Source organism: Bradyrhizobium sp. th-b2, from assembly GCF_000426785.1.
GTDB lineage: Bacteria > Pseudomonadota > Alphaproteobacteria > Rhizobiales > Xanthobacteraceae > Bradyrhizobium > Bradyrhizobium septentrionale.
Genome location: NZ_AUGA01000030.1, coordinates 62322 through 87854 on the forward strand (window position 1 = coordinate 62322; position 25533 = coordinate 87854).

The following is a 25533-nucleotide window of genomic DNA, read 5'->3' on the forward strand; positions in this document are numbered from 1 at the left end:
CTAGCGGACGATCTCGGCGACGTCGAGGTTGCGATCCGGGCCGTGCGGCACGACAGTCTGGCCCGGTTCGAGATGCAGCTGGACGCCGTCGAGATGGACGGTGACGATATCGGGTTCGAACGACACCAGGCCGGAGATGCGGCGCACCTCGGGATAGGCGTCCGGATAGGACCACGCCGCCTGGCGTGCCTCACCGATCGCATAGTAACTGCATAATCCCTTGTAGGGGCAGAAGGTCTGGAGCTTGACCGGAACGAGGGCGGACTCGTCGATATCGGCGCGCGGAACGTACCAGCGCGGCGCGAAGCCGGACTCGTAGAGCACCAGCGGCCGCCTGGTGTCGGCGACGACGCGCTCGCCGTGGCGGACCACGAGATGACGGGAGGCCTGGCGGATGTCGATGCGATGGTAGGGGTCGGCGGCGTGGCCGACGATCCGCTCGTCCTCCTCGTAGAAGGCATCCATCGCCCGCCAGGCGAACGCGACCCGTCCCTGCAGTTCGCTTGCGTGGGCCGGCAGGCCGGTGTGCTGCCATGCGCCCCGCGCTGCGATGTGCTGCTCGTCGGCGCAGACGCTGTACCAGGACGTGGATCCGAGATCGGCGTGCTGGGTGACGTGCTCGGTGCGTTCCAGGACACCCGGAGCAACATCGGCTTCCGGAAAGTAGGCGACGGGATAGCGAGCCGGTTCGAACAGCAGGAGGACCTGCTCGCTGTCGGCGATCCAGCGTTCGGCGAAGCGCACGCGCATGCGCCGGCGCAGCCGCTCGACGAACAACAACCTCTTGGGCAGCGGTTCGGGCACGAGGAACCGGCCGAGTGCTCCCGCTGAGAGCGGACCTTGTTGCCAGGACAGTCCCATTGTTGCCTCCCGCAAAGATTTGACGATCGAGGCTGGTACGATATCCGCGGAGCATTTGTTACGCCGAACGCGAATTCGACAGCAATAACGCGGATCCGACAGTAATTTCTCACAACAATGATGGCAACTTTCGGGCCCGTCTGGCGCTTGCCCGCCGCACTCGGGTTCCGCGCAATGCGCGGCCGGCGCGGAGGCTCATGCCCGCGGAAGGACGAGGCGAGCATCGCGGAATCGTAGCTCAAGCGAGTGCGCTACTCGTTCACCGCCATCGGCGATACGACAAATCCAGGCACTGCCGGACCCAAAAGCCATTCACATGGATCAGTTGGCACGGGCTCGGAGGCGGCTCCTTGATGATCGGATATCCGTGGATATCGATGTTCGTCGGGGCGGTGACGCCGCGCCAAAACACCGCGTTGGCGGTCCGGGGACTGAAGGCGGCAGCGAATGCCGCGACTGCAAAGCAGCTCAAAAGAAGTTTGCGTGCGCACACCATGCTTTCCGCTCCTTCCCCTAAATCGACCGGAGAAGCTTCCCGCAGCCGGCAGCGGAGTGCAAGCGGGGTTTTTACGGAGTGAGTGCCTGTTCCTCGTCGTCAAAGACGACGGACAGCTCCTCGTGGAGTGCCTCTTGCCTACATCAGCCGGGCATATGGTGGCCGGCCGCCTGTCCGCCGTCGACGTGGAGCACTTCGCCGGTGACGAAGCCTGCGCCATCGAGATAAAGCACCGCGTCGACGATGTCGGAGATCTCTCCCATCCTGCCGACCGGGTGAAGGGCTGCCAGCGCCTGATGCGCCTCCGCCGGGTGCATCGGGGTCTTGATGATTCCGGGCGACACCGCGTTGACGCGGATTCCGGTCCTTGCGTATTCGATGGCGAGCGCGCGGGTTGCGGCGTTCAAGCCTCCCTTCGTCAGCGAGGCGAGGGCGGCCGGAACGCTGCTCATCGGCTGGTCGACGAGACTTGTCGTGATCGTGACGACGTGACCATGGCCCTGCTTGCTCATCAGCTCCAGCGCGCGCCGGGTCATGTTGAAAAAGCCCGTGACGTTCGTGGAGATGTAGGTGGCGTAGTCATCCTGCGTGTAGGCCGTGAACGGTTTGGCCATGAAGATTCCGGCATTGTTGACCAGCGTGTCGACGCGGCCGAAGCGCTCCAGCGCCGCCTTGAACACGTGCTCCGCAGTATCAGGCGCCCCGATGTCGCCCGCCACCGTGACAAAATCCGCATCGTCGGCCGGCTTGATCGAGCGCGACGTCGCAACCACCCGGTAGTTGCGATCCCTGAAGGCCTGAACGATGCCGGCGCCGATGCCCTGCGATGCGCCAGTGACAACAGCCACTTTCCGCTCTGTGCTCATGATCGCACTCCTTCAAAACTCGATTCTTGTTTTGACGCGTTTTCCTTGCGTGAACCGGTATCCACCCCGCATCAAGTGCGGGCAGGCTTCGCTCGAAAACGCTCTGGCCTACGCCGCGCCGCTTGCAGCAAGCGGGCTGTAGTCGTGGCTCTTGAACATCGTGTGCAGTTGCCGCCGGCGGATGCCCAGATTGCCGCCGTCGAAGATCGGCAGCGCGAGCGCGTCCTGCAGCAGGCCGCCGAATGGCGCTTCATAGTCATAGCTGTCGATACCGACCACCCGCATCAGATCGGTGATGACGCGCACGGCGGCCTCGGAGCCGAAGATCTTGGCTTGCACCGAGAGCTCCTCGGCGGCCGGCGACTGGGTGTCCAGGGCATGGCAGGCGCGCCAGCTCAGATAACGCGCCGCTTCGATTGTGGTCTTGGCATCGGCCAGCGCGTATCCGACTGCCTGATGCTCGATGATGGGGTGCACGCCGCCGCGCTTTTCGGTGCGGGCAAAATCAAGCGCGAACGCGAACGCCGCCCGCATCAGCGCGACGCCGAAGATTCCGACCAGCGCCGCGGTGCCCGTGAACGCCGCCGCCGTCAGCGCCAGACCTGCGCCCTGCTGTCCGAGCAGATTGCGCTGCGGCGCCGTGACATTCTGCAAGCCAAACTGGGGGACGAGGTGCGCGCGATGGCCGATGCTGTCGATCGCGCGTTCGAACACCAGACCGGTCACCGGTCCTTGCACGGCAATGATCGAGATGGCCGCGTCGGGTGCCGCCGCCGGATCGGTTCGGCACACGACGGTCAGGAGATCGGCGCCCTCGCGATTCCAGCCGGTGGCCGAGGACACCCATTTCTTGCGGCCGTTGATCACCCAATTGTCGCCCTCGCGCCGGGCCGTGGTGCGGACGCCCTCGCCGGGCGGCGGCGAGGCGGCGTTGGCGCTGCCGCCCGGTTCGCTGGAGCAGAAGGCCGCGAGCGGCGCGCCGCTGGTCTTCAGGAACGGCGCGAGCAACCGCTGGCATTGCTCGGGCGTGCCGCCGAGCAGCAGCGGCAGCAGGCCGAGCACGCTGCCGAGCATCGTGAGCGTCACGCTGGGATTCACGCTGTAGAATTCCTCGGCCAGGATCGCCATGTCGATCATGCCGGCATTGTCACCGCCTGCCGGCGCCGGAATGCACTTGCGCATATAGCCGGCCGCCACCATCGCCTCGTAGGTCGGTTTGGTCGCGAGAAAGCGCTGCTCCGGCGTTGCCAGCTTTTCGGCGGCCCTGGCCTCGGCCAGCACCTCCCTGGCAAATTTGCGGGAGGCGAGTTGCAACTCGCGCTGCTGCGCCGTGAGCGTGAAATCGATCGCCATGCCAATGTCCTCCGTGTCGGGCTATCGCTATCCCGGCATGGTCAGGAAATCTTGGACGGCAGCGCCTGATTTCTTGGCGTGGGGTGAACCGGGTCGTGAACCCGGTCTCGTCGCGCTTTCAATGCGCGGCTGAGCGGCGGAACTCGCGCGGGGCGAGGCCATTGTGGCGCTTGAACAGGCGGTTGAAATGCGAGATGTCGCGGAAGCCCGCGGCAAAGGCGATCTCGGCAATGGTCCTGTGGGCAGAGCTGCGATCGAGCAGGGCGCGCGTGCACGCGGCGATCCGCTGCTCGTTGACGTGTTCGCCGACGGAGCGGCCGGTGGTCGCAAACAGGCGGTGCACATAGCGCTCGGAGCAGCGGAATCTCGTGGCCAGCGCCGGGGCACCGAGCTCGGGATCGTCGCTGTGACGGGCGATGTGGTCAAGCATCATCGACAGCAGCACGGGCATATGCACGCGCTCCGCCGACATGTGGGCGAGGATGTCGGGTGCGTGCGCGATCAGCTCGGCGATATGCGTGCCGAGCATCGCCGAGGTCGTGGCGAGTTGACGGCCGCTGAGGCAGAGCTCGGCGTAGCTCGCCAGCGTCCGCGAGAACGCGCGGCCGGTTTCGGTCGCCGACAGGCCGAGCCGCGGGCGGTCGAACAGCGCGTCCGGCAACAGACGTCGCGGCACGGCAAAGCAAAAGAGCTTGAAGTTGTGGCGGTGGGCGATCTCGAACGGCTGCGTCGTATCGGCAACCGCGAGGTCGCCGGGCGCACTGATCTGCTCGTGGCCGCGCTGCGAGGTACGTCCCAGCCCTTCGAGCTGCAGGTTGACGAAGCAAAGGTCGTCGGTGCTCGCAACGATGTGCGACGGCAGCCGCAGCACGGTGTGCCCGCTCGCCGTGACCCGCGAGATCTGCAGCGGCGCGGCGTCGACCTTGCAGATCGTGCCGACAAAGGATTCTTCGGCAATCCGGCGCGGCTCCAACCGCACGAAGGCAGCCGCGAGGTTATCAGCCCAACTGCCGAAGGGCTGATCCGGACGGGCCGGCCTGGTCGACCATTCCATGTGCGCCTCGAATAGACTGTCACTGCGAAGGGCCCAGCGGTCGAAAGATATCGCCGGCCAAACCGGCGGTCAAATAGTGCCAGCCCGCGGGTCCCGGGACACCCGCGGACCGGAGCAATGACGATGCCGTGGGCATCGCCATCCCCTGGTTGACGTCGGCCTTTCGTCAAAACTTCTGGGTGATGCCGGCATAGACGCCGCGCCGCGGTCCGTATTGCGGCGCGAACACGCCGATGCCGGAGCCGTCGCGGATCTGGTAGACGGTATCGAACAGATTGACGACGTCGAGACGCAGCGTGGTGGGCTTGTTCGGTGCGACAAGGTAGAAATCGTGCGAGACGCCGAGATTGACCTGGGTGTAGGGCGGCACTGTGCCGATGTTGGCAAAGCCGTCGCGCAGGCCTGAACCGTAGATCAGCGAGGCGCTGAACTTGGTGTCGTGCCACTGATACCAGCCGCCCACTGATGCGGTCAGGGTCTGGGCATGATCGGTGTTGACGTAATTGTTGGCGATGTAGGCGAGTTCGTCCGGATCGAACAGATACTGGTTCGACACGACGTTGGTCGCGACCTGTCTTGCGATGGCGACGTTGCCGTAGAGGTGCAAATTGTCGTGGTCGTATCTCGCCGTCAGCTCGACGCCTTCGTTGGTGCCTTTCGCGTAGTTGAAAGCGGTCAGGACGTAGGCCGCGCCGAACTGGCCGTCGTCGAGCAGGTCGGTCGCGATCTTGTAATAGGCGTCCATGCCGACTTCGAGGCCGGGGATCGCATAGACTTTCTGCGTGACGCCGACGTCGAACACGTGCGAGCGCTCGGGTAAGACAGGATCGTTGGCGGAGACGGCGGGCTGCGCGGTCGTATTCTGCACCAGCGAGAGGTTGGTCGGCGCCGCCAGCACCTGCTCGGGCGGCGTGAAGTTGCGCGCATAGCCGGCATGGAAGGTCGTGCCTTCGAGAGGCTTCCAGGTCAGGCTGATCCGGGGGCTGAGCTGGTTGGCATCGACATATTGCCACATCTGGTCGAAGCGCAGCCCGGCGTTGAGCGTCAGCTGGTTGGTGATCTTCCACTCGTCGCTGATGTAGGTGGAGAACAGGTACCCGGTCTTGGCGCTGGAATCGAACACCGAGAGCGGCGCGTCGATGGGGTTCCCGGTATCGTCCAGCGGCAGCACGGTCGAGCCGTTGTTGACCAGCGACCGCTCGGCGCTGAACGACACGCCGAACTTCAGCGTGTGCGCGAAGCCCACTCGGTAGGACGTGTCTTCCTGGATGCCGTTGATGAAGCTCTGCCGATAGACGTCGGACGCGACCCCGTTGAAGACGAGATCGCCGACCGGATCCGGCGTGAAATGCAACTGACTGTAGCGGTTGAAATAGGCGATTTGGTAATCGAGGCCGTCGGCCGATTTCTGATAGGCCACGACGTTGAACTGGTTGAACTCCCGCTGCCGCTCGTTGAGCAGCGCGGAATCGAAATTGGAGACGCCGAAGGCGGTGAAGGCCGGCGACTGGCCCGGATTGTTGGGGATCTGATAATTGCCGTTGGAGACGCCGCCGATATAGGTCAGCCGGCTGGTCGGATCGAGCGCTGTGGAGACATAGGCAAAACCCTTCTCCTGATCGGTCCGGTCGTGGATGGCATTGTAGGCCGGCGTCGGATTCTCGATGCCGACATCGCTGCCGAAATAGCGTCCCGAGACGTAATACTGCGTCTGTCCGATGGTGCCGCCATAGTCGACGCTGGTCGTGAAATTGCCGTGGCTGCCGCCATAGACACTGACGCTGCCGGAATTGTTGAAGGCATCGGTCTTGGTCTGGATGTCGAGCACGCCGGCGGTGCGCAGGCCGTATTGTGCGGGCAGGGCGCCGGTGAACAGCGCCATGCTGCCGACGATGCCAGTGTCGATGATCTGGCCGAAGGCGCCGACGCCGTCCGGCAGCATGATGCCGTTGATGCGGTATTGCAGATTGGCGTGCTCGTTGCGCACGTGCAACTCGCCGCTCGCGGCAGAGTCCTGCGAGACCCCGGGCGCCTGCAGCAGCGCCTTGTCCAGGGTGGTGTTGGTGCCCTGCGGCAGCGACTCCAGGAACTGCCGGCTCATCTCGTAGGTATTGGCGCCGGTCGGTGCCAGCAGCGCGGCGCGGGCCTGGTCGAGCCGCGCGTTCTGGCCTGCGACCCCGCGGGCCTGAGCCTGCTCGGCGGATTCGGGCGCAGCCGATACTGCGCCGGTTCTTCGCGCGCGTCGACCGGCTCCGGCGGCAACGTGTGTCTTCGGCTTGTTCGGCGCAGACGGCGCGCTGTGATGCAGCGGCGCCGTCACCGTGATGTCCGGAAGTTCTGTGGTCGGCGCGGTCGTTTGCGCCCACGCGGGGCCATTCATCCCGCAGACCAAAAGCGATGCCGCGCCGGCGGCGGCGTGTCGTCTGATATGCCCTGACATGTTCGTTTCCGATCTCACGAGGCCGCGATCCGGATCCTTCCGAACAGGACACGGTCGTGCCTGCCGTCGATGCGCGACGGCCAGATTCCCCATTGATCAAACGGCAGCCGATGCGTGGCCGCGTTTGAGGTTCAGTTGTGGTGGGATGTCAGGAGATCGGAGGTGCGCGCGGCTGAAAGTGAGGCCTGCCGAATTCGACCGGGGCCGCATAATTGTCGATGTGCCAAGGAAGCAGACCGACGGCATCGGGCAACTGCAGCGGCGGCAGCGCCGGTGCCGGCGTCGCCGTGTTGACCATTGCCACGACGGCGCAGATAGCGCAGAGGTCCGCGGCCTGATCGGAATCAGGCGTAGAACGAGGCTCGTCGCGCGACGTGTTCTCGACATGCGCCGCGAACGCCGCCGTCGCCTGTGCCGATGCGATGGCATGAAAATGCCCGAACGACAGCACGAACTGGATCGCCAGCGCCAAAAGCGCCAGCCCAGCCCCGTGCCTGATGTTCGAACGAAACCACTTCATGACGACGCCATTCCGCGTCGATGGTCACAACACCGATGGACGGTGCCTGCGACGCGGTGTCGCACATTTTCGAAAACGTGCCAGCCTGTCAATCCGCATTGCTGGGCAATGCGATCAATTTCCAGCCGTCTGGGGCGACTGGGCAACGTCGCGACTTACGGTGCCTTTTCGTGGTGGCCGTGAAGCACTCCCCATGAAAATAGGGGCCCGGCTCGCGCCAGGCCCCCATCCCTTACTCTACGATCGCGGTGAAGACGCCGGCACCGACGGTGCGGTTGCCTTCACGGATCGCAAAGCGCGACCGCTCCTCGAGCGCGATCGGCTTGTTGAGCTCGATCGTGAACTCGGCGCTGTCGCCCGGCATCACCATCTCGGCGCCATCGGCGAGCTGGACGGTGCCGGTGACGTCGGCGGTCCGGAAGTAGAACTGCGGACGATAGTTGGCGAAGAACGGCGTGTGCCGTCCGCCTTCGTCCTTTGTCAGCACATACACTTCCGCCCGGAAGGTCCGGTGCGGCGACGCACCGCCCGGGTGCGACAGCACCTGACCGCGCTGCACGACAGCCTTGTCGATCCCGCGCAGCAGGCAGCCGACATTGTCGCCGGCCTGCCCCTGATCGAGGATCTTCCGGTAGCTCTCGATGCTGGTCACGACCGACTTGCGGGTCTCGCCGAGGCCGACGATCTCGACCTCGTCGCCGAGCCTGATCGTGCCGCGCTCGACGAGCCCGGTCACGACCGTGCCGCGTCCGGCGATCGACTGCACGCCCTCGATCGGCATCAGGAACGGGCGATCCTTCGGCCGCTCGGGCAGCTCGATGTAGCTATCGAGCGCCTCGAACAGTTTCAGGATCGCCTGATCCGCCAGCGGACCGCGCTCGCCGCGCAGCGCCGCCATCGCCGCACCGCGCACGACCGGCGCGTTGTCGCCGTCGTACTGGTACTTCGACAGCAGATCGCGCACCTCGATCTCAACGAGATCGACGAGTTCCGGATCGTCAGCGACATCGCACTTGTTCAGGAACACCACGATGCGCGGCACGCCGATCTGGCGCGCGAGCAGGATGTGCTCGCGCGTCTGCGGCATCGGTCCGTCGACGGCGGAGACGACCAGGATCGCGCCGTCCATCTGCGCCGCGCCCGTGATCATGTTCTTCACATAATCGGCGTGGCCCGGACAGTCGACGTGCGAGTAGTGACGCGCCGCCGTCGAGAACTCGACGTGGCTCGTCGCAATGGTCAGGATCTTCGTGTCGTCACGCGTACCTTGCGCTGCCGACGCCCTGGCAACGTCCTGATAGGAGACGAACGCGCCCCAGCCGTGATCGGCTGAAACCTTCGTCATCGCTGCCGTCAGCGTCGTCTTGCCATGATCCACGTGGCCGATCGTGCCAACATTGCAGTTGGGCTTGAGGCGGATGAACTTCTCTTTGGCCATGGGACACCTGTGGTGTTCGAGCTCCCGTGCTGGGTTTGCACGACTCGAGGCACCGCGAGAGCTCGTTCGGCGCCAGGAGCCGCTTCCGCTCCGGGCTGCCTTCCAATGTCAGGTGTGACGTGAGGTCAGGTCCAAAGCAGAATAGCGGCGGCTGAGGGCAATAGCCCTCCCGTCATCAGCATCGATGCTTGCTGTGATCGCCGCATGTGGAAACCTGGGTCGCTCGCTATCAAAAAAGGAGGCGTGTACATAAGGCGTGACCGCGCGATTGGCAAGAGGCGGCTGTGTTGCCGTGGAGCGGTACGCTGGCATTGTCGGCCTCCGGAGCGTATAGTTTGCGGGCACAGGTGACGGTCTCCCCAATGTCGATCCTCGCAAGCAAAACCGGTCTCGCAATCGTCGTGGCAGTGCTGTGTCTCGGCAGCCAGCAGGCGCATGCTCAGGCCGGCCCGGTGCGCTATTGGACGCCGGGGTCGCTGTTCGGCTTCGGCGGCAGCCTGGCCGATGGCCAGAAGGCGGACACCTACGGCAACTTTCCTGGCTTCGACGCCGCCGGCGCGCAGGGCGGTGACTTCGCGTATCTGAATGGCCGTCCGGACGGCTGGTTCATCGGCAGCGAAGGCGGACGCGCCGGCTGGAGCGGGCTCGGCCAATCGGCGGCGTTCGGCTCGCTCGAATATCAGGGCGCGCAGTTCGGCTACAACTTCAAGGGCGTCGGCAATACACCCGTGACGTTCTTCGCCGGCTTCGACACGTTGAAATACAATCCGCCCGGCGCCGGCGGGCCGTTGGCGCCGTTCAGCGGCAATCCCGGCGTCAACGCCGGCTATTCGGCGCGCGCGGGCCTGGAGTTCCGCCCGACCTCGAATGTCACCCTGTCGTTCGGGGCCGGTTTCACCCAGCAAGGGACGGAGCGGATGGACAGCGACATCCATTCGCAGTTGCTGCCCGGCCAGTCTCCGATTCTGTTCGGCGGCCGCTAGCGCGTCAGCGCAAGACGGCCGCGCTGCGGTCCTGATCCAACCAGAGCCGAGAAGGCTCGAGGTCAAGAGCACAGCCGGGATCGAAAACATGGACATGCAGGGCAAGATCGCGCTCGTCACCGCCGCAGCGTCGGGCGCCGGCCGCGCCGGGGCGCGCATCCTCGCGCGCGAGGGTGCATCCGTTGCGGTGGTCGACCAGAACGAGGCCGGCGCGAAGGCTGTTGTCGACGAGATCAGGAAGGGCGGCGGCCGCGCGCTGGCGCTGACCGGCGATCTCCGCGACGACGGCTTTTCGCGCGAGATCGTCGCTGCGACCGTGAAGGAATTCGGCGCGCTCGACTGCGTCTGGAACCATCTCGGCATTCCCGGTCCGTCCGTGATCGACGACATGGAGGGCTGGGACCTCAGCGTCGATCTCAATCTGCGCTCGCAGCTGATCACGACCAACGCGGCGCTCGGCCACATGACCGCGCGGCGCAAGGGCAGCATCCTGTTCACGGCATCGACCTCGGGGCTGACAGGCTCGCCGTGGAGCCCGACCTATTCGGCGGCGAAGGCCGGCGTGATCGGCCTCGCACGCGCGCTCGCCAAGCGCCACGCCAAGGACGGCGTGCGCGTCAATGCGATCTGCCCCGGTGCGATCGACACGCCGATGCTGCGGGTGTTCGTCAACCGGCCGGACCAGCCGGGGCACAACGAGGCCGATCCGGAGGAACTGATCAAGGCCGCGGTGACTCGCAATCCGATGGGCCGCGCCGCGCGCCCCGAGGAGATCGCGGAGGTCGCGGTGTTCCTGCTGTCGGACAAGGCGTCGTTCGTCACCGGCATCGCGATGCCGGTCGACGGCGGGACGCTGGCGTAGGATCCCGCATTGTCATGGCCGGGCTTGTCCGGCCATCCAGGTCTTTGCCTGATCGCGTGGAGATAAAGACGTGGATGCCCGGCACAAGGCCGGGCATGACGAGTTTCGTGGAAAGCTCCTTGGCCGCCCTCTGGGTCAGGCTCTCAAGGGCATTCCCCCTAGAACTTCGCCCTGATGCCGGCATAGGCGGCGAGCGGCATGCCGGGCACGAAGGTGCGGGGATCGCTCAGTTGCGCCATCAGGTTGGTGACTCCAGGCGTGGCGCTGGCAAAGCCGCCGGTCTGATAGAACGCGCCACTCAGATAGTAGTGCTGGTTGAACACGTTGTTGATCAGGCCGAACACCTCGATGTTCTTTGTGATCTGATATGAGGTGTGCAGATTGACGACCGAATAGGCCGGCACCTTCGGGCTCTGGTTGGTGTCATCATGAATGATCCACTGACTGCCCACGACGTTGAGGTCGGCGCCGATCTTCCACGCGTCAGTGACGTTGTACTCGACGCCGGCCTTGAAGCGGTGCGCGGGAATGCCCGGGATGTGGTCGCCCGGCTTGACGTTGACAAACGAGACGTCGTCGTTGTTCGGGTCGGTCTGGGCGTTCGGATTGTTCGGCGAGAACAGCGTGATCGCGCTTCGATAGGTCGCGTCGACATAGGTGTAGTTGGCGTAAGCATTCCAGCTGTTGTAGCGGTATTCGAGCTTGGCCTCGATACCCTGCCGCAGGGTCTGGCCGGCATTCTGGAAGAAGCCGAAATTGTTGACACCGAGCGGGCTCGCCACCTGGATGATGTCGTCGTCGGACAGCGTGCGGAACACGCCGAGGCCCCAACTCAACACGCCGGTCCTGACGTCGCGGCCCCAGCCGCCGCGCAGGCCGGCTTCGACGGTGTGCGCCACCACCTGCTTGAGCGGAGGATCGGCCACCAGGAATGTGTCGATCATGCAGGGATGGTTCGGATCGGAGCAGCCGAGCTCCAGCGGCGTCGGCGCGCGGTTGGCTTCCGAATAGCCGGCATAGGCGGTGAGATTCGGGGTGATCTTGTAGGTGCCGCCGATCACCGGGTTGAATCGCTGGAAGCGGTTGCTGCTGTTGAGCAGGTCGTTTGTGCCGGTCTGGTCCTGCAGGTCGATCTGGGCATAGTTGAATCGTCCACCGGCGGTGACCGAGAACTTGTTCGTCACATCGAATGTGTCGGTGAGGTAGACGCCGGTATAGGTGTTGGTGGCGCGCAGGTCGACCGGGCTGAGACCGGCGTCGGGCTGGTTGATGAAGACACCGGTGCCCGTCACGAACAGATTCTGGTCGACCGTACCGAGTTCGCTGGTCGCCGTGAATTTTGTATTGCCGTGGTCGACGCTGACGCCCATCACGACGTGGTTGTCATGGCCGAACAGTCTGTCCGTATTGGTGAGCTGGGCTGTACCGCCGAAGCTGTTGGTCGCGACCCGGTTGCGGTCGATTTCGCCAAGGAAAGCGGTGCCCAGCGTGTTCGGAACAGTACCGTCCGCCGGGCCGAAAATCGGAAGGCCGTCGCCGATGCACAGATTGGTGGGATCGTCGCACGGCGCGACGTCGGTGCCATTGCCGTCGACATGGGACTGCCGGAAGCTGCGGAAGTAGGCGTTGCCCTGGAACGACCAGGTGTCCGAAAAATTGTGGTTCAACGTCGCGTTGACGAAGGCGAGCTGAAGATGCGTCGACTGCGGCCAGGTGTAGACGCTCGACCAGCGCTGATTGAGCATCTCGACCGGCGTGGCCGCGACGTTGCCGAGCAGATTGTTGGCACCGGTGAAGTTGACGTGGAATTCGGTGTCATCGTTGCGCGCGCCGATGTCGACATACATGCGGTTGACGTGCGACGAATTGGCGTAGTCGCGCCAGCCGCGGTCATAGGCGGATTCGAAGGCCGCATAGGCGGAGATGTTGTCCTTCTGGCCGCCGGCCTGCACGCTGCCCTGCACACGGCCGTAGGAGCCACCGAACGCTTCACCCTCGACACCCTGATAGGTGAAGCCGTTCTTCATCTGGATGCTGAGCGCGCCGCCGATCGCGTTGAGGCCGAATATGGGGCTGTTAGGAACCAACGACAACCGGTCGATGGCCTTTTCCGGGATGAAATCCCAATTGACCACGTCGCCCCAGGATTCGTTGATGCGGACGCCGTTCTGATAGACCGCGATCCCCTGTGGCGTTCCCTGAACCGGCGAGGCGACGAAGCCGCGATAGTCGAGCGTGCGCTGGAACGGATTGCCGGTCTGGTCGGTGAGGGTGACGCCGGGCAGCTTGCGGTTCACCGCATCGAGGAAGTTGGTCGAATAGTTGTGGCTGAAATCCGCCGACGTCATCACCGCGGTGTTGGACGGGACCTTGTCGCGATCGATCAGGGTGGAGTCGCGCTCGGAGGGGCCGGGGACGCCGGTGCCACCTTCGGGCGCCGCCGCGGTTTGCGCCGGCGCGGCCCGTGTTCGTGTGGTTCGCGATGTCTGCACCGCCGGCCGTGCCGCCGGCTTGGGGCTGCGCGTGCCCGCCAACGGCGAGGGAGCAATCACGGTGACCGGCGGCAACTCGGTCGGGGCGGGTGCGGGGGTCTGGGCGTAAACAACGGTCAGCGGCGCCGCGGCGCCGATCGCCGTGAGCACGGCCGCGGCGCCACGCGTGTGAACCGAAGAAGACAAAAATCGTGTTGCCGTACGCAACAACGCACCAGCCATGACGCCCACCCCAAAGTCGCGGTTCGACTTTTATCCCCGACGAACCTTGGTTTTAAGACTGCGGGAGCGCTAAGGCTTTGGCAAACAAGATGTGTCCCGGAGGACCGGGATTCTTTTCCAGATATGTTCGGGAAAAATTCCCGATGCTGGTGGACGGACGCGCGAATCCGATACGGGGCGGTGATTCTGGGCGGCTTTACGCAGGTTTGTGCCTAAGAGACGGGCATTCCCGCCTCTTAGGCAACGGTACGTGTCTAGTCCTTGAACTCGCAGCCGAGGCGCTGCAAGGCCTCGTCGACCCAGCGGCGGTCGCTGGTGCCGGCCAGGATTTGCTGGATCGCCTTCTCCTCGGTGGCCTTCTTGGCCTCGGTCAGCTTGCAGATGGCCTCGGCGTCGTCATAGGGCACGCAGAGCACGCCGTCGTCGTCGGCCACGATGAGGTCGCCGGGCTCGACGATCATGCCGTCGATCGAGATGGCACAATTGATCTCGCCCGGGCCGTCCTTGTAGGGGCCGCGATGCGCGACGCCGGCGGCGAACACCGGGAACGCACCAGCGCGGATCGCGCCGGCATCGCGGATCGAGCCGTCGATCACGAAGCCCGCCACACCCTTCTTCTCAGCCAAGGTCGACATGATCTCGCCGATGATGGCGTTGACGAGGACGCCGCCGGCGTCGACCACGATGACGTCGCCCGGCTGGGCCAGGTCGATCGCCTTGTGCACCATCAGATTGTCGCCGGGCCGGGTCTTCACGGTCAGCGCCGGGCCGCCGAGCCAGCCGCCGGCATGCATCGGCCGCAGACGGTTGGTGCCCGCGATCCGCGACATCGAATCGCTGATATTGGCGACCGGCAGCGGCCGGTAGCGCGCGACGAGGCCAGGCGACACTTTTCGCTTCGCCTTGTGAATTGCAAATCCTACAGCCATCGGTGTTCTCCGGTTTGTTGTCGGCGCGATCGCTTAATGCGAGCGGCGGTCGAGATGGGCGTTGAGGCGGGGATAGACGCGGCGGGCGTTGCCTTCAAAGATCTTGGCCTTGTCCGCCGCGCTTAGCGGCAGCGCGTCGATGTAGCGGCGGGTGTCGTCGAAGTGATGCCCGGTCTCGGGATCGATGCCGCGGACCGCGCCGACCATCTCCGACGCGAACAGGATGTTCTCGGCCGGGATCACCCGGGTCAACAGCTCGATCCCAGGGAGATGATAGACGCAGGTGTCGAAGAACACGTTCTTCAGGAGATGCTCCGACAGCGGCGGCAGCTTCATGTCCTGCGCGAGGCCGCGGTAGCGGCCCCAGTGATAGGGCACCGCGCCGCCGCCATGCGGGATGATGAACCGCAGGGTCGGGAAGCGCTTGAACAGGTCCGAGGTCAGGAACTGCATGAAGGCGGTGGTGTCGCCGTTGAGGTAATGCGCGCCGGTGCCGTGGAAGCAGGGATTGCAGGACGAAGAGACATGGACCATGGCCGGCACGTCGAGCTCGACCATCTTCTCATAGAGCGGGTACCACCATTCGTCTGATAGCGGCGGATCGCACCAATAGCCGCCGGCGGGATCGGGGTTGAGGTTGCACCCGACGAAGCCGAGCTGCGTCACGCAGCGCTCCAGCTCCTCGATGCAGTTCGCAGGCTTGACGCCAGGGCTCTGCGGCAGCTGGCACACGGGAACGAAGTTCTGCGGGAACAGCGTGCAGACCCGGTGCACGAGGTCGTTGCAGATCGTGGTCCATTCCCGGCTGGTCGCTTCCTTGCCGACATGATGCGCCATGCCGGCGGCGCGCGGCGAGAAGATGGTGACGTCGGTGCCGCGCTCCTTCTGCAGGCGAAGCTGCGCGCCCTCGACGCTGTCGCGGATCTCGTCATCGGTGATGCCGAGCTTGGTGGTGAGCGGCCGGCGCGATCTGTCGGCGAGGCCGGCGAGCTGCTTGTCGCGGAATATCTGCAGCTTGGCCGGCTCGGTGGTGTAGTGGCCGTGACAATCGATGATCATGGTTGCTTCCTTACGAGGTTGTCAGTGTGTGACGGAGGACGGCATCGCGCCCGTCAATTCCGTCTCGCGCGGTTTGACGCGCATGGTGGCGGCGATGGCGGAGGCGATGAGCAGAAAGCCGGCGATGCCGACCAGCGCCCATGAGAAGCTTCCGGTGGAGTCCTTGATCAGGCCGATGCACCACGGCCCGATCAGGCCGCCGAACTGCGCCAGCGTGTTGACCATGGCGATCGAGGCGGCGCCGGCCGCGCCGGTCAGCAGCGAGGCGTTGATGCTCCAGAACAGCGGATTGCCGGCATTCAGGCTGAAGCCGACGATGCAAAGGAACACGAAGGCCAGCACCGGGCTCGAGACATAGGCGCTGCCGAGCATCGCGATCGCCGCGAGCAGATAGACCGCCGCGAGGTGAAACTTGCGATCGCCTGTTTTGTCGGAGCTGCAGCTGACTATGATGGTGCCGATGACGCCGAGCAGCGGCGGGATCGCGGAGAGAAAGCCGACCTCGATATTGCTGAGATTGCCCATGCCCTTGATGATCTGCGGCAGCCACAGCAGCAGGCCATAGATGCCGACCAGCGCGCAGCCGAACAGCGCCGCCAGCAGCCAGACCCTGATATCGATGATACATTCGATCAACCTGTGCTGCCCTTGTTGTTCGATCTCGGCCCGCTCGGCGGCGAGCTCGCCCTCCAGCCAGGCGGCCTGCTCCTTGCTCAGCCAGCTCGCCTTGGCCGGGCGGTCGGTCAGATAATAGAGCGTGAACAGGCCGAGCAGAATGGTCGGCACGCCCTCAGCGATGAACATCCATTGCCACCCATGCAGGCCGGCGGCGCCGTCGTACCAGGTCATGATGCTGGTCGAGATCGGTCCGCCCAGGACCGCCGAGAACGAGCCGGCGATAATGTAGCCGGCCACCGCGCGGGCGCGATAGCGCGCGGGGAACCAGTAGGTCAGATAGAGCACCACGCCGGGCATGAAGCCGGCTTCCGCGACGCCGAGGCCGAACCGCATCACGTAGAGGCTGAGCGGATTCCAGACGAAGGCGGTCAGCGTCGCGACCAGGCCCCAGGTGATCAGGATGCGCGCCAGCCAGATCCGCGCGCCCAACCAGTGCAGCATCAGATTGCTCGGAACCTCGAGCACCATGTAGCCGAGGAAGAAGATGCTGGCGGCGAAGCCGAAGATCGCGGGACTGAGACCGAGATCCTTGTTCATCGTCAGCCCGGCATAGCCGAGATTGATGCGGTCGAGATAGTTGAAGAACATCATGACGAACAGGATCGGGATCAGCCGCCAGTAGACGCGGCGGATGGTTTGCTGTTCGAGTTCTCTGACGGACGCTCCGGCCATTAAAATCCTCCCGTTCGTTGTGATGGCGTTCATTGGGTCGCGACGCCATTTCGGATGTTGTTGGGGTGGACGGCCTCGCGCGCGGGAGGCAGCCGTTCGGCTCCGTCCGGAGCCGGGCCTGCCGCCATCGTTCGGAGGTCGATGCCCTGCTGTTCGGGCAGCATCAATGCAGCGCAGAACGCGGCCGCGTAGCCGCAGATGGCGCAGATCGCCATTGCGTCGCCGAGATGCATCCGCGTCGACAGGATGCCGACGGTCGCCGGCACGATCGAGCCGAGGCCGCGCCCTGCGCTGAGCGCAAACCCGGCGCCGTTGGCGCGGATGTTGGTCGGAAACAGCTCGGCAAAGGTCGGCATCAGGCCGGAGGCGAGGCCGGCCTGCAGCGCGCCGAGGAAAAATCCGAGGATGATGGTGATGCCCTGGCCGATCGGCGCCTGGGTGTAGACTGCGACGTTCAGCGCCTGGCAGAGCAGGAACAGCATGAAGCCTTTGCGGCGGCCGATACGGTCGGCAATCAGGCCGAAGGCGATCGGCCCGACGAACGATCCGAAGATGTTGACGGCGAGATAGCCGGCGGTGTGCATGACCGGCAGATGCAGGCCGGTCTGCAGATATGTCGGCAGCCAGGTGATCATCACATAGGCCGCGCCAAGTGTGCCGGTGGTGAAGAAGGTCGCGACCAGCGTCTTGAACAGATGCTCGCCGGTGAAGATGGTCCAGAAGCTGTGCGTCGCCGAGGCGCCGCGCTGCGCCTTCTCCTCGACGAAGATCGCGGATTCCGGCACGAAGCGGCGGACAAAGAAGACGAGCAACGCGGGCAGGATTCCGATCGCGAAGAACACGCGCCAAGCCATGTCCTGCGACAGCCAGCCGAAGATGAGCGGAAATGCCGCCACCGACAGTGCATTGCCGACGGCATATCCGCTCTGGATCGCGGCGGCGACGCGGCCGCGCATGCCGGCCGAGACCACCTCGGCCACCAGCACGGCACCAACCGCGGCCTCGCCGCCATAGCCCATGCCCTGGACGGCGCGCGCGACCAGGAGATACCAGAAGCCGTCGGCGAAGGCGGCGGCAAATGTCGAGACCGCGACCAGAAGGATGGTGAATTGCAGCACGCGTACCCGGCCGAACCGGTCGGCGGCAATGCCTGCGATCCAGCCGCCCGCAGCGGTGCCGATCAGCGAGCTCGAGGCGAGAATCCCGGCGTCCGGCCGCGACAGGCTCAGCGTCGCGATCAGCGCCGGCGTGACCAGCGCATAGATCGTCGTGTCCATCGAATCGAGCGCAAGTCCGCCGAAGGCGGCGAAGAATGTCTTGCGTTCGACGGCGGACAGCTTGGACAGCCACCCCAGATTCATGTTCGTTTCCCCCTTGATATCACGGGCCTCTTGTCGGGCCGTTTCTGCGAGCGTTATGGCGGGTCCAGCGCCGCCGGGTTGACGACGTTGGCGCGATCGATGTCGCCCTGCGTCAGCACTGCTGCGATGTTGCGCGCTGCCTCGACGCCGGTCCGCGTGATCGATGCGCCGGTTTGGGCTGCGATATGCGGCGTCACGATCAGGTTCGGCGCCTGCAGGATCGGCCGGTCCTTGGCGGGCGGCTCTTGCGCCAGCGTGTCGAGGCCGGCGCCGGCGAGATGGCCGCTGCTCAGCGCTGCGCATAATGCGTCCTCGTCGACCAGCGCGCCGCGCGCGGTGTTGATCAGGATGGCGCCGGACTTCATGGCGTTGAGGCGCGCGGCGTCGATCATGCCGCGGGTCGCATCGGTCAGCGGCGCGTGCAGGCTGACGATGTCGGAGACGGCGAGCAGATCGGCGAGATCGGCGGCTTCGCGCGCCAGCGCCGGATCGACACGGCCTTTGCTTCGGCCGAGCGCGACGACGGTCATGCCGAGCGCCGCCGCTGTGCGCGCGACGTGGCGGGCAATACGGCCGAAGCCGACGAGGCCGAGGGTGCGGCCGCGGATTTCGCGGCCGCGATAGGTGGCGCGGTCCCAGGCGCCGGAATGGGTTCGCGCGTTCAGGCTGACGACATCACGCCCGAGCGCGAGGATCAGCGCGATGGTGTGCTCGGCAACCGCGGGCGCGTTGGCGTCGCCCGCCACCATCACCAGCACGCGCTGCTTGGTTGCGGCATCGATGTCGACGCTGTCGATACCCGCACCGTGCTTGGCGATCACGCGCAAATGCGGATTGCTGGCGATGACGGCGGAGGAGAATACCGGATTGCCGCGCATCAGGATCGCCTGCGTCGGCGCTGTTGCCATCTCGTGCGTGAGGCGTTCAGGCGTGATGGCATCGCGCATCAGCACGACGTCCGCGCCGATCTCGCTGAGGATTTCGACGGCTGCGGGGGCGAGGGTGTCGCCGGTGACCAGGACGCGAAACGAAGCGGTCATGGCCTATCGCCCGCTGCGATATTGCATGGCTGCCCCGCTGCGTGCGCCGCGCCATACTGCAAGAACCTGACGCATTTTTCGCGCTTCTCCCTTCTCCCTTGGAGCATTGCTGATTTCGCGCGAAGATCGGGAAACGGCCCCGTGAGGTCAAATACCTTGTTGACCCCCCACTTATAGGGAAACGGAATAAGCGATGGATTACAGGCAGCTTCGTTACTTCATCGCGGTGGCCGAAGAATTGAGCTTCAGCCGCGCAGCCAAACGTTTGCATGTCAGCCAGCCGCCGCTGAGCACGCAGATCAAGGCAATGGAGGCGGAGCTCGGGACGCGCCTGCTGGCACGGACGCGGCGCGCTGTGGAACTCACGCAGGCCGGGCAATTGCTGTTGGAGCATGCGCGGCGCGCGGTCAGCGAGCTCGATCTGGCGTCGGAGACGGTTCGTCGTGCAGCGCGCGGCGAGGCCGGCATGATCCGCGTCGGCTTCACCGGCTCGGTGCCGATGCTCGACATGTTCGCCGAGCTGTTCCGCAGCTTTCGCGCCAGTTATCCGCGGGTGAAGATCGAGCTCCGGCACATGTCGACGGCGACGCAGCTGCGCGCGCTTGCCGACGCCGAGCTCGATGTTGCGATCATGCGGCCGCCGCTCGATTTTCGACCGGCAGCCGATTTGCAGGTCCATGTGGTCTGGCGCGACCGGCTGATGGTGTTCCTGCCGCTGGATCATCCGCTGGCCGGCGCCAAAGGCGCGCTTGAGATGGCCGATCTCGCCGATCACGAATTCGTCGGCATGGCCGAGAGCGGCTGCGGCGTCGGCGATCAGGCCGCGATGCTGTGCCGGCGGGCGGGCTTTGCCCCGCGCGTGGTGCAGGAGGCGCATGAACTGCGCACCGTGCTGAGCCTGGTCGCGGCCGGGATCGGGCTTTCGATCCTGCCATCCTGCTACCAGCAGGCCGGCGTCATGAATGTGGTGGCGAAGCCGCTGGACACGCCGGATGCGGAGAGCCGCATGCTGGTGGCGATGCGCGCGAACGCCTCGCTGCTGCCGCGCCGCTTCGTCGAATGCGCATTGCAGGCGGCGTCGCGCAGCGCACCGCCGCTCGTTCCCGAGGTCGCCGCGGCGAGCCGGTGATCGAGCTGCGCCGAGCACGCGCGCGCTGCTTCCCGCCTGAGATTGCGGCGGCGTGCGCACCCCATACTTTCGTCGGCAGTAGTCTCCCGGAATGCAGTCTGGCTCTGCTCTTGCATAGGTGAATGGCAGGAGCTGGGGCGCCGATTCGTCGTGTTCTCGCCTGCGACGGCAATGTCGCGGGCGAACTGGAGTGATACGCGCCCGCAGCGGGATCGAAACCTGCGGAGACGACATTATGCACGCCATCACGCGTGCGGCACTGCTGCTTGGGACGATGTGGTTGACATCGCCGACCCTGGCGCGCGACGACGGCCGCTACGCCAATTCACCATTAAAGCCCTGGTTTGAAAGCCTGCGCAGTGGTTACGGACAATGCTGCTCGGATGCCGACGGCTATGTGGTCGCCGATCCCGATTGGGAGTCGGATCACGGCCATTATCGCGTCCACATCGACGATGAATGGGTCGTGGTGCCGAACGAAGCCGTGATCACCGAGCCGAACAAGATCGGGCGGACCATGGTGTGGAAGCACTACATCGACGGCCACCCGCGGGTGCGCTGCTTCATGCCGGGCAGCATGACCTGAGCGATCGCCTCACCCAGGCGCGCGGCCGGTGAGAAAGCGCGTGATCACGCCGCCGAGCCGGGCGTGCTCGAGCGGCGCGGCGAGTGACGCCTTGGCGGTTTCGACCACGGCATCCGGCGCGAGGCCGCGGCGCAGGTCGCACAGCGCGTCGGCGTAATCGGCGGTGAATTCCGGATGCGGCTGCACCGACAGCGTGGTGCCGTTGCCATAGAGCAGCCCGGCATGCGGCGTGAAGTCTGATGACATGATGGTGCGTGCGGAGGCGGGCGGGGTGATCACCTGGTCCTGATGCGAGCAGGCCGCGGCGATCGTCTCGCCCGCGATCAGCCCGTTGTTCGGTGCCAGCCGATAGACGTGGCGGCCGATGCCCCAGCCCTTCTCCGACTTGCGCACGGTGCCGCCGAGCGCCTGCGCGATCAGTTGATGGCCGAAGCAGACGCCGACCATCGGAACGCGCTTATCATGCGCCGCGCGCACGAAGGCCTCGAGCGGCGCGATCCAGTCGACATCGTCATAAACGCCCGCCGACGATCCCGTGATCAGGATCGCATCCAGCGCCGCCGGCTCCGACAGCGCCTCGCCGTTGGCGACGCTCACGACGTCGCAGGCAACAGAGGGATCGGCGGCAGCGACCATCCGCTGGAACATCTGCGGATAGCTGCCGTGGCGCTCGCGGAATTGCGGGCTGACGAGCCCGGTCTCGATGATGGTGATGCTGGGCATGGGACGCGACGAGTGATGGGCGGGGATGACGAGCCTTTAACTCCGAAAGCGCTGCTGGCCACAAGCTGCGGCTGTCGGCCGCCGATCAATTGCGGGGTGTCGCCACAGCCTCGATCGTTGCGGTGTGCTGCGCCGCCGGCGCCGTGCTCGTGCTGACAATCACGGGCTCGGTGCGGTAACGTGGCAGCTGATCCGCGAGCGAATAGCCGACGCAGAGCGCAAGGCTCGACCAGACCGCCATGCTGAAATACAGCGACATCCAGGCGATTTCCTCGCGCCACTCGGCGATGTCGTGGGTCACGACCCAGCGCCGGCTGACGTCGCGCAAGCCGTCGAGCGGATGCAGCAGCGTGCCGCCGGCGGCGAGATTGGCGCGCCAGCGGTTCAGATACATCGGGACGTCGACGGTCATCAGGAAGGCGAGGAAGGCGGCGATGCCGACGATCGCGACGATGAAGGCCCAGCGCACCGGGCCGTGAAACTCGGGCAGCAGCCGGCACAGCGCAATCCCGACCAGGAAGAACACCACGGCCCAGATCGAGTTCTCGATCGCGTTGCAGAGATAGTGGGTGGTCAGCACCGCATACCAGGAGAAGCATTCCGCGATGACGATCAGCGGCACGATGATCCAGGCGATGTTCACGGTGGTCTCGGCGCCGCTCATGGTGCCGAGCTGATACAGCACGATCGCCCATTGCGCGGCGAAGCAGACCTCGGCGACGGTGGCGACGGTGCGGCCGACCACGACACTCGACAGCCAGGTGTCGACCAGGCAGATGCGCTGCACGTCGGCGCGCGGCAGCACCGAGCGGAAGGCGCAGCCGAACACATAGGCGGCACAGAGCAGCAGCATCAGCCCGATGCCGGAGGTGTTGCTCAGGCTGCCATTGGCCTGCTCGTGGAACTGGCGGTAAAGCGCGAACCACACCGCGATGTTGGCGGCGCTGACGAGGCTCAGCATGCCCCACCAACGGACCACCGGATTCGACCAAGCCAGCGAAACCGGCCGTGCCCGCCACTCCATGCTCATTCACCGCTCCGCGTGTAACCGAATTGACATTTGGGTGTATTAATTCTGTCACAGACGGCCGGGAATCACGACTAAAAAATGCGTGTGGCGCGGGCAGGGCTCCAATTATGACAGCGAGATTTGTGACAGCGAGCGCGTGGTGCGCCCGACCCTCCGTTCGACACTCCGGGTTCGCGCTCTGCGCGCCCGGGAATGACGAGGGGAGAAGTCTCGGCCCCGGCCCTTCGCGATCGTGATCGAATTTGACGCCCGCGCCGGTAGGCAGGCTTCGCGCGATCATCTATTGAACTGCTTCCTTTTTCGGGCCGAACCCGCACGGGCTGGCTTCAAGCGAAGGCGCCTTGTGACGACGGACATGACGGCCAGCTACGACCCGCTGCTGCGCAGGATTCATTGGGCGACCGCGGTGCTGTTCATCGCGGCAATGCTGATCGGGCTCTATTGCGGGCTGCAGCCGGCGGGGACGTCGCCGCGACGCGAGCTGCTCGAGGTGCACAAGTCGCTCGGCATGACGCTGTTCATGCTGGCGATCCTGCGGCTGATCGTACGGACTGCGACCACGGCGCCGCCGGAGCCGGGATCGTTCTCGCCGCTGGTCAAGATCGCCGCGCGGCTCAATCACTGGGCGCTCTACGCCATCCTCTTCGTTCTCTTCGTGATGCCCGTGACGGGATACATGTTCTCGTCGGCCGGCGGCTATTCGCTGCGCTATTTCTGGACTTTCAGCTGGCCGCGGCTGTTCGCCGACAACAAGGCGGTCGAACATGCCGGCGAGCTCGCGCACGGCGCGCTCGCCTACGTGGTTTACGCCGCGGTCGTGCTGCACATCGCCGCGACGTTTTGGCATGCCGTGGTGAAGAAGGACGAGACGCTGGCGCGGATGTGGCCGCGCGCGAGCCGCAATCCATCCTGATCCGTTGCTCTAGTTTTTATTTTGACGCGTTTTCTTCACGCGAACCGGTGTCCACTTCCGCTCGAAAACGCTCTGCGTCAGCCGCGCAGCGCGGTCTCTGGAATGGTGCGGCGGACCACCTCGCGCATCGCGAAGCTGGAATGGATGCGCGCGACACCGGGCATCCGCGACAGATGCTGCTTGTGGATGCGCTCGAAGTCGGCGATGTCGCGGGCGATGACCTGCAGATGATAATCGTCGCTGCCCGACATCAGATGGCAGGACACGACGTCGGGGCACCGCGCGATCGCGGCCTCGAATGCCGCCAGATAGTCCTCGCTCTGCTTCTCCAGCGTGATGGTGACGACGACCGTTGTCACAAGTCCCAGCGCGCTCGGCTCGAGATCAACGCGGTAGCCGCGGATCACGCCGATCTCCTCGAGATGGCGGATGCGACGCGCGCAGGCGGTCGGCGATAGCCCGACCTTTTCCGCGAGCTCGATCTGGCTCGCGCGGGCATCAGTGACCAGCTCGCCGAGGATTCTGAGGTCGATACGATCGAGACCGTCCACGCAGTTTTCCTTCAAGAGCTGAGCCCGCGACGAAGGATATGAGCGTATCTGGATGTGCACAAGCCGGAATTCGCTGAGAAACGCCGTGTGACGGGGAATACCCTTAAGGAGAGCGGAAACGAATCCATTCAAGGAGCGGACCATGCGCATCGGCGTGCCCAAGGAGATCAAGGTCGAGGAATATCGGGTCGGGCTGACGCCGGCCTCGGTGCGGGAGTATGTGGCGCACGGACACGAGGTCGTGGTGCAGCGTGGCGCCGGCGACGGCATCGGTGCCGGCGACGACGTCTACACGCAGGCCGGCGCGCGGATCGCCGATACCGCCGATGAGGTGTTTGCCGTCGCCGACATGATCGTGAAGGTGAAGGAGCCGCAGCCGGCCGAATGGGCCCGGCTGCGCGAGGGACAGATCCTCTTCACCTATCTGCATCTTGCGCCCGACGTTCCGCAGACCAAGGGCCTGCTCGCTTCCGGCTGCACGGCGATCGCCTATGAGACCGTGACGGATGCGCATGGCGGGCTGCCGCTGCTGGCGCCGATGAGCGAGGTCGCCGGCCGGCTCGCGATCGAGGCGGCGGGCGCTGCGCTGCGCAAATCCGCCGACGGCATGGGCAAGCTGCTTGGCGGCGTGCCGGGCGTTCCGCCGGCCAGGGTTGCGATCATCGGCGGCGGCGTGGTTGGCACCCATGCGGCGCGGATGGCCGCCGGGCTCGGCAGCGACGTCACCATCCTCGACCGCTCATTGCCGCGGCTCCGCGCGCTCGACGATCTCTTCATCGGCCGTGTCCGCACCCGCTACGCCACGCTGGAGGCGATCGAGCAGGAGATTATCGCCGCCGACGTCGTGATCGGCGCGGTGCTGGTCCCGGGCGCCAGCGCGCCCAAGCTCGTCTCGCGCGCGCAGCTCGCCAGCATGAAGCGCCGCGCGGTGCTGGTCGATGTCGCGATCGACCAGGGCGGCTGCTTCGAAACCTCGAAGCCGACCACGCATCAGGCGCCGACCTATCTGGTCGACGAGATCGTGCATTACTGCGTTGCCAACATGCCGGGCGCGGTGCCGGTCACCTCGAGCCACGCGCTCGACCACGCCACTTTGCCGTTCGGCCTGGCGCTGGCATCGAAGGGACTGCGCGCGCTGGTCGAGGATCCGCATCTGCGCGCCGGCCTCAACGTCCATCGCGGCCGCATCACCAACCGCGCCGTGGCCGAGAGCCAGCATCTCGCGGTCGTGATGCCGGAGGAAGCACTGGCGTCGTAGGAATTCAGTAGCCCGGA

General features: G+C 65.3%; 22 protein-coding genes. 6 read left to right on the forward strand and 16 right to left on the reverse strand.

The window, feature by feature from the left end; all coding sequences use genetic code 11:
• The 7 genes from K359_RS0130830 to tuf all read right to left on the reverse strand — a co-directional run bounded on the left by K359_RS0130830 (nucleotide 1) and on the right by tuf (nucleotide 9028).
• Entirely contained in the window at nucleotides 1-861 is an 861-nt protein-coding gene (locus K359_RS0130830) for a DUF427 domain-containing protein (protein ID WP_029082767.1), read from the reverse strand.
• A gap of 639 nt (nucleotides 862-1500) precedes the next feature.
• Nucleotides 1501-2223 (reverse strand): SDR family NAD(P)-dependent oxidoreductase, encoded by a 723-nt coding sequence (locus K359_RS0130840; RefSeq protein ID WP_029082769.1) that lies wholly within the window; start codon nucleotides 2221-2223, stop codon nucleotides 1501-1503.
• Between the two features lie 108 nt (nucleotides 2224-2331).
• Complete coding sequence (locus K359_RS0130845; protein WP_029082770.1) at nucleotides 2332-3576, reverse strand: acyl-CoA dehydrogenase family protein; 1245 nt, start codon at nucleotides 3574-3576, stop codon at nucleotides 2332-2334.
• Nucleotides 3577-3694: 118 nt separating this feature from the next.
• Nucleotides 3695-4630 carry a helix-turn-helix domain-containing protein gene (locus K359_RS0130850; protein ID WP_029082771.1) on the reverse strand — a complete coding sequence of 312 codons (936 nt, stop codon included), beginning with the start codon at nucleotides 4628-4630 and terminating at the stop codon, nucleotides 3695-3697.
• A 166-nt stretch (nucleotides 4631-4796) separates the two neighbouring features.
• The gene (locus K359_RS0130855; RefSeq protein ID WP_029082772.1) at nucleotides 4797-7070 is read right to left on the reverse strand and encodes a TonB-dependent receptor; all 2274 of its coding nucleotides are present in this window, start codon (nucleotides 7068-7070) and stop codon (nucleotides 4797-4799) included.
• A gap of 148 nt (nucleotides 7071-7218) precedes the next feature.
• Nucleotides 7219-7590 (reverse strand): DUF2946 family protein, encoded by a 372-nt coding sequence (locus K359_RS63480; protein WP_029082773.1) that lies wholly within the window; start codon nucleotides 7588-7590, stop codon nucleotides 7219-7221.
• A gap of 232 nt (nucleotides 7591-7822) precedes the next feature.
• The gene (tuf, locus tag K359_RS0130865) at nucleotides 7823-9028 is read right to left on the reverse strand and encodes an elongation factor Tu (protein ID WP_029082774.1); all 1206 of its coding nucleotides are present in this window, start codon (nucleotides 9026-9028) and stop codon (nucleotides 7823-7825) included.
• 362 nt (nucleotides 9029-9390) lie between these two features.
• Between tuf and K359_RS0130870 the strand changes: the two genes are divergently transcribed.
• The gene (locus K359_RS0130870) at nucleotides 9391-10011 is read left to right on the forward strand and encodes a hypothetical protein (protein WP_029082775.1); all 621 of its coding nucleotides are present in this window, start codon (nucleotides 9391-9393) and stop codon (nucleotides 10009-10011) included.
• An 88-nt stretch (nucleotides 10012-10099) separates the two neighbouring features.
• Nucleotides 10100-10873, forward strand: a complete 774-nt coding sequence (locus K359_RS0130875) for an SDR family NAD(P)-dependent oxidoreductase (RefSeq protein WP_029082776.1) — start codon at nucleotides 10100-10102, stop codon at nucleotides 10871-10873.
• Between the two features lie 158 nt (nucleotides 10874-11031).
• On the opposite strand, the gene K359_RS0130880 is transcribed toward K359_RS0130875, so the two are convergent.
• From K359_RS0130880 to K359_RS0130905, 6 genes are all read right to left on the reverse strand, one after another.
• Nucleotides 11032-13515 (reverse strand): TonB-dependent receptor, encoded by a 2484-nt coding sequence (locus tag K359_RS0130880; RefSeq protein ID WP_256375182.1) that lies wholly within the window; start codon nucleotides 13513-13515, stop codon nucleotides 11032-11034.
• Nucleotides 13516-13841: 326 nt separating this feature from the next.
• Entirely contained in the window at nucleotides 13842-14516 is a 675-nt protein-coding gene (locus K359_RS0130885; protein ID WP_029082778.1) for an RraA family protein, read from the reverse strand.
• Nucleotides 14517-14549: 33 nt separating this feature from the next.
• Nucleotides 14550-15575, reverse strand: coding sequence for an amidohydrolase family protein (locus K359_RS0130890; RefSeq protein WP_029082779.1), 1026 nt, complete (start codon nucleotides 15573-15575; stop codon nucleotides 14550-14552).
• 21 nt (nucleotides 15576-15596) lie between these two features.
• The gene (locus tag K359_RS0130895) at nucleotides 15597-16925 is read right to left on the reverse strand and encodes an MFS transporter (RefSeq protein ID WP_029082780.1); all 1329 of its coding nucleotides are present in this window, start codon (nucleotides 16923-16925) and stop codon (nucleotides 15597-15599) included.
• A 29-nt stretch (nucleotides 16926-16954) separates the two neighbouring features.
• Nucleotides 16955-18286, reverse strand: coding sequence for an MFS transporter (locus K359_RS0130900; RefSeq protein WP_029082781.1), 1332 nt, complete (start codon nucleotides 18284-18286; stop codon nucleotides 16955-16957).
• Between the two features lie 53 nt (nucleotides 18287-18339).
• Nucleotides 18340-19326 carry a hydroxyacid dehydrogenase gene (locus K359_RS0130905; RefSeq protein ID WP_029082782.1) on the reverse strand — a complete coding sequence of 329 codons (987 nt, stop codon included), beginning with the start codon at nucleotides 19324-19326 and terminating at the stop codon, nucleotides 18340-18342.
• Nucleotides 19327-19519: 193 nt separating this feature from the next.
• On the opposite strand from K359_RS0130905, the gene K359_RS0130910 reads away from it, so the two are divergent.
• Together K359_RS0130910 and K359_RS0130915 are read left to right on the forward strand one after the other, a co-directional pair.
• Nucleotides 19520-20455, forward strand: a complete 936-nt coding sequence (locus K359_RS0130910) for a LysR substrate-binding domain-containing protein (RefSeq protein WP_029082783.1) — start codon at nucleotides 19520-19522, stop codon at nucleotides 20453-20455.
• Between the two features lie 235 nt (nucleotides 20456-20690).
• Nucleotides 20691-21041, forward strand: a complete 351-nt coding sequence (locus K359_RS0130915) for a hypothetical protein (RefSeq protein ID WP_051346503.1) — start codon at nucleotides 20691-20693, stop codon at nucleotides 21039-21041.
• A gap of 9 nt (nucleotides 21042-21050) precedes the next feature.
• Here K359_RS0130915 and K359_RS0130920 read toward each other — a convergent pair whose 3' ends face one another.
• Complete coding sequence (locus K359_RS0130920) at nucleotides 21051-21764, reverse strand: type 1 glutamine amidotransferase (protein WP_029082785.1); 714 nt, start codon at nucleotides 21762-21764, stop codon at nucleotides 21051-21053.
• Nucleotides 21765-21849: 85 nt separating this feature from the next.
• Nucleotides 21850-22788 (reverse strand): hypothetical protein, encoded by a 939-nt coding sequence (locus K359_RS0130925; RefSeq protein ID WP_029082786.1) that lies wholly within the window; start codon nucleotides 22786-22788, stop codon nucleotides 21850-21852.
• A 361-nt stretch (nucleotides 22789-23149) separates the two neighbouring features.
• Here K359_RS0130925 and K359_RS0130930 point away from each other — a divergent pair, with 361 nt between their 5' ends.
• Nucleotides 23150-23707 (forward strand): cytochrome b, encoded by a 558-nt coding sequence (locus K359_RS0130930; protein ID WP_029082787.1) that lies wholly within the window; start codon nucleotides 23150-23152, stop codon nucleotides 23705-23707.
• A 77-nt stretch (nucleotides 23708-23784) separates the two neighbouring features.
• Here the strand turns inward: K359_RS0130930 and K359_RS0130935 are convergent, their stop codons facing one another.
• Entirely contained in the window at nucleotides 23785-24273 is a 489-nt protein-coding gene (locus K359_RS0130935) for an Lrp/AsnC family transcriptional regulator (RefSeq protein ID WP_029082788.1), read from the reverse strand.
• A 127-nt stretch (nucleotides 24274-24400) separates the two neighbouring features.
• Here K359_RS0130935 and ald point away from each other — a divergent pair, with 127 nt between their 5' ends.
• Nucleotides 24401-25516, forward strand: coding sequence for an alanine dehydrogenase (gene ald, locus K359_RS0130940; protein ID WP_029082789.1), 1116 nt, complete (start codon nucleotides 24401-24403; stop codon nucleotides 25514-25516).
• Nucleotides 25517-25533: the final 17 nt, after the last annotated feature.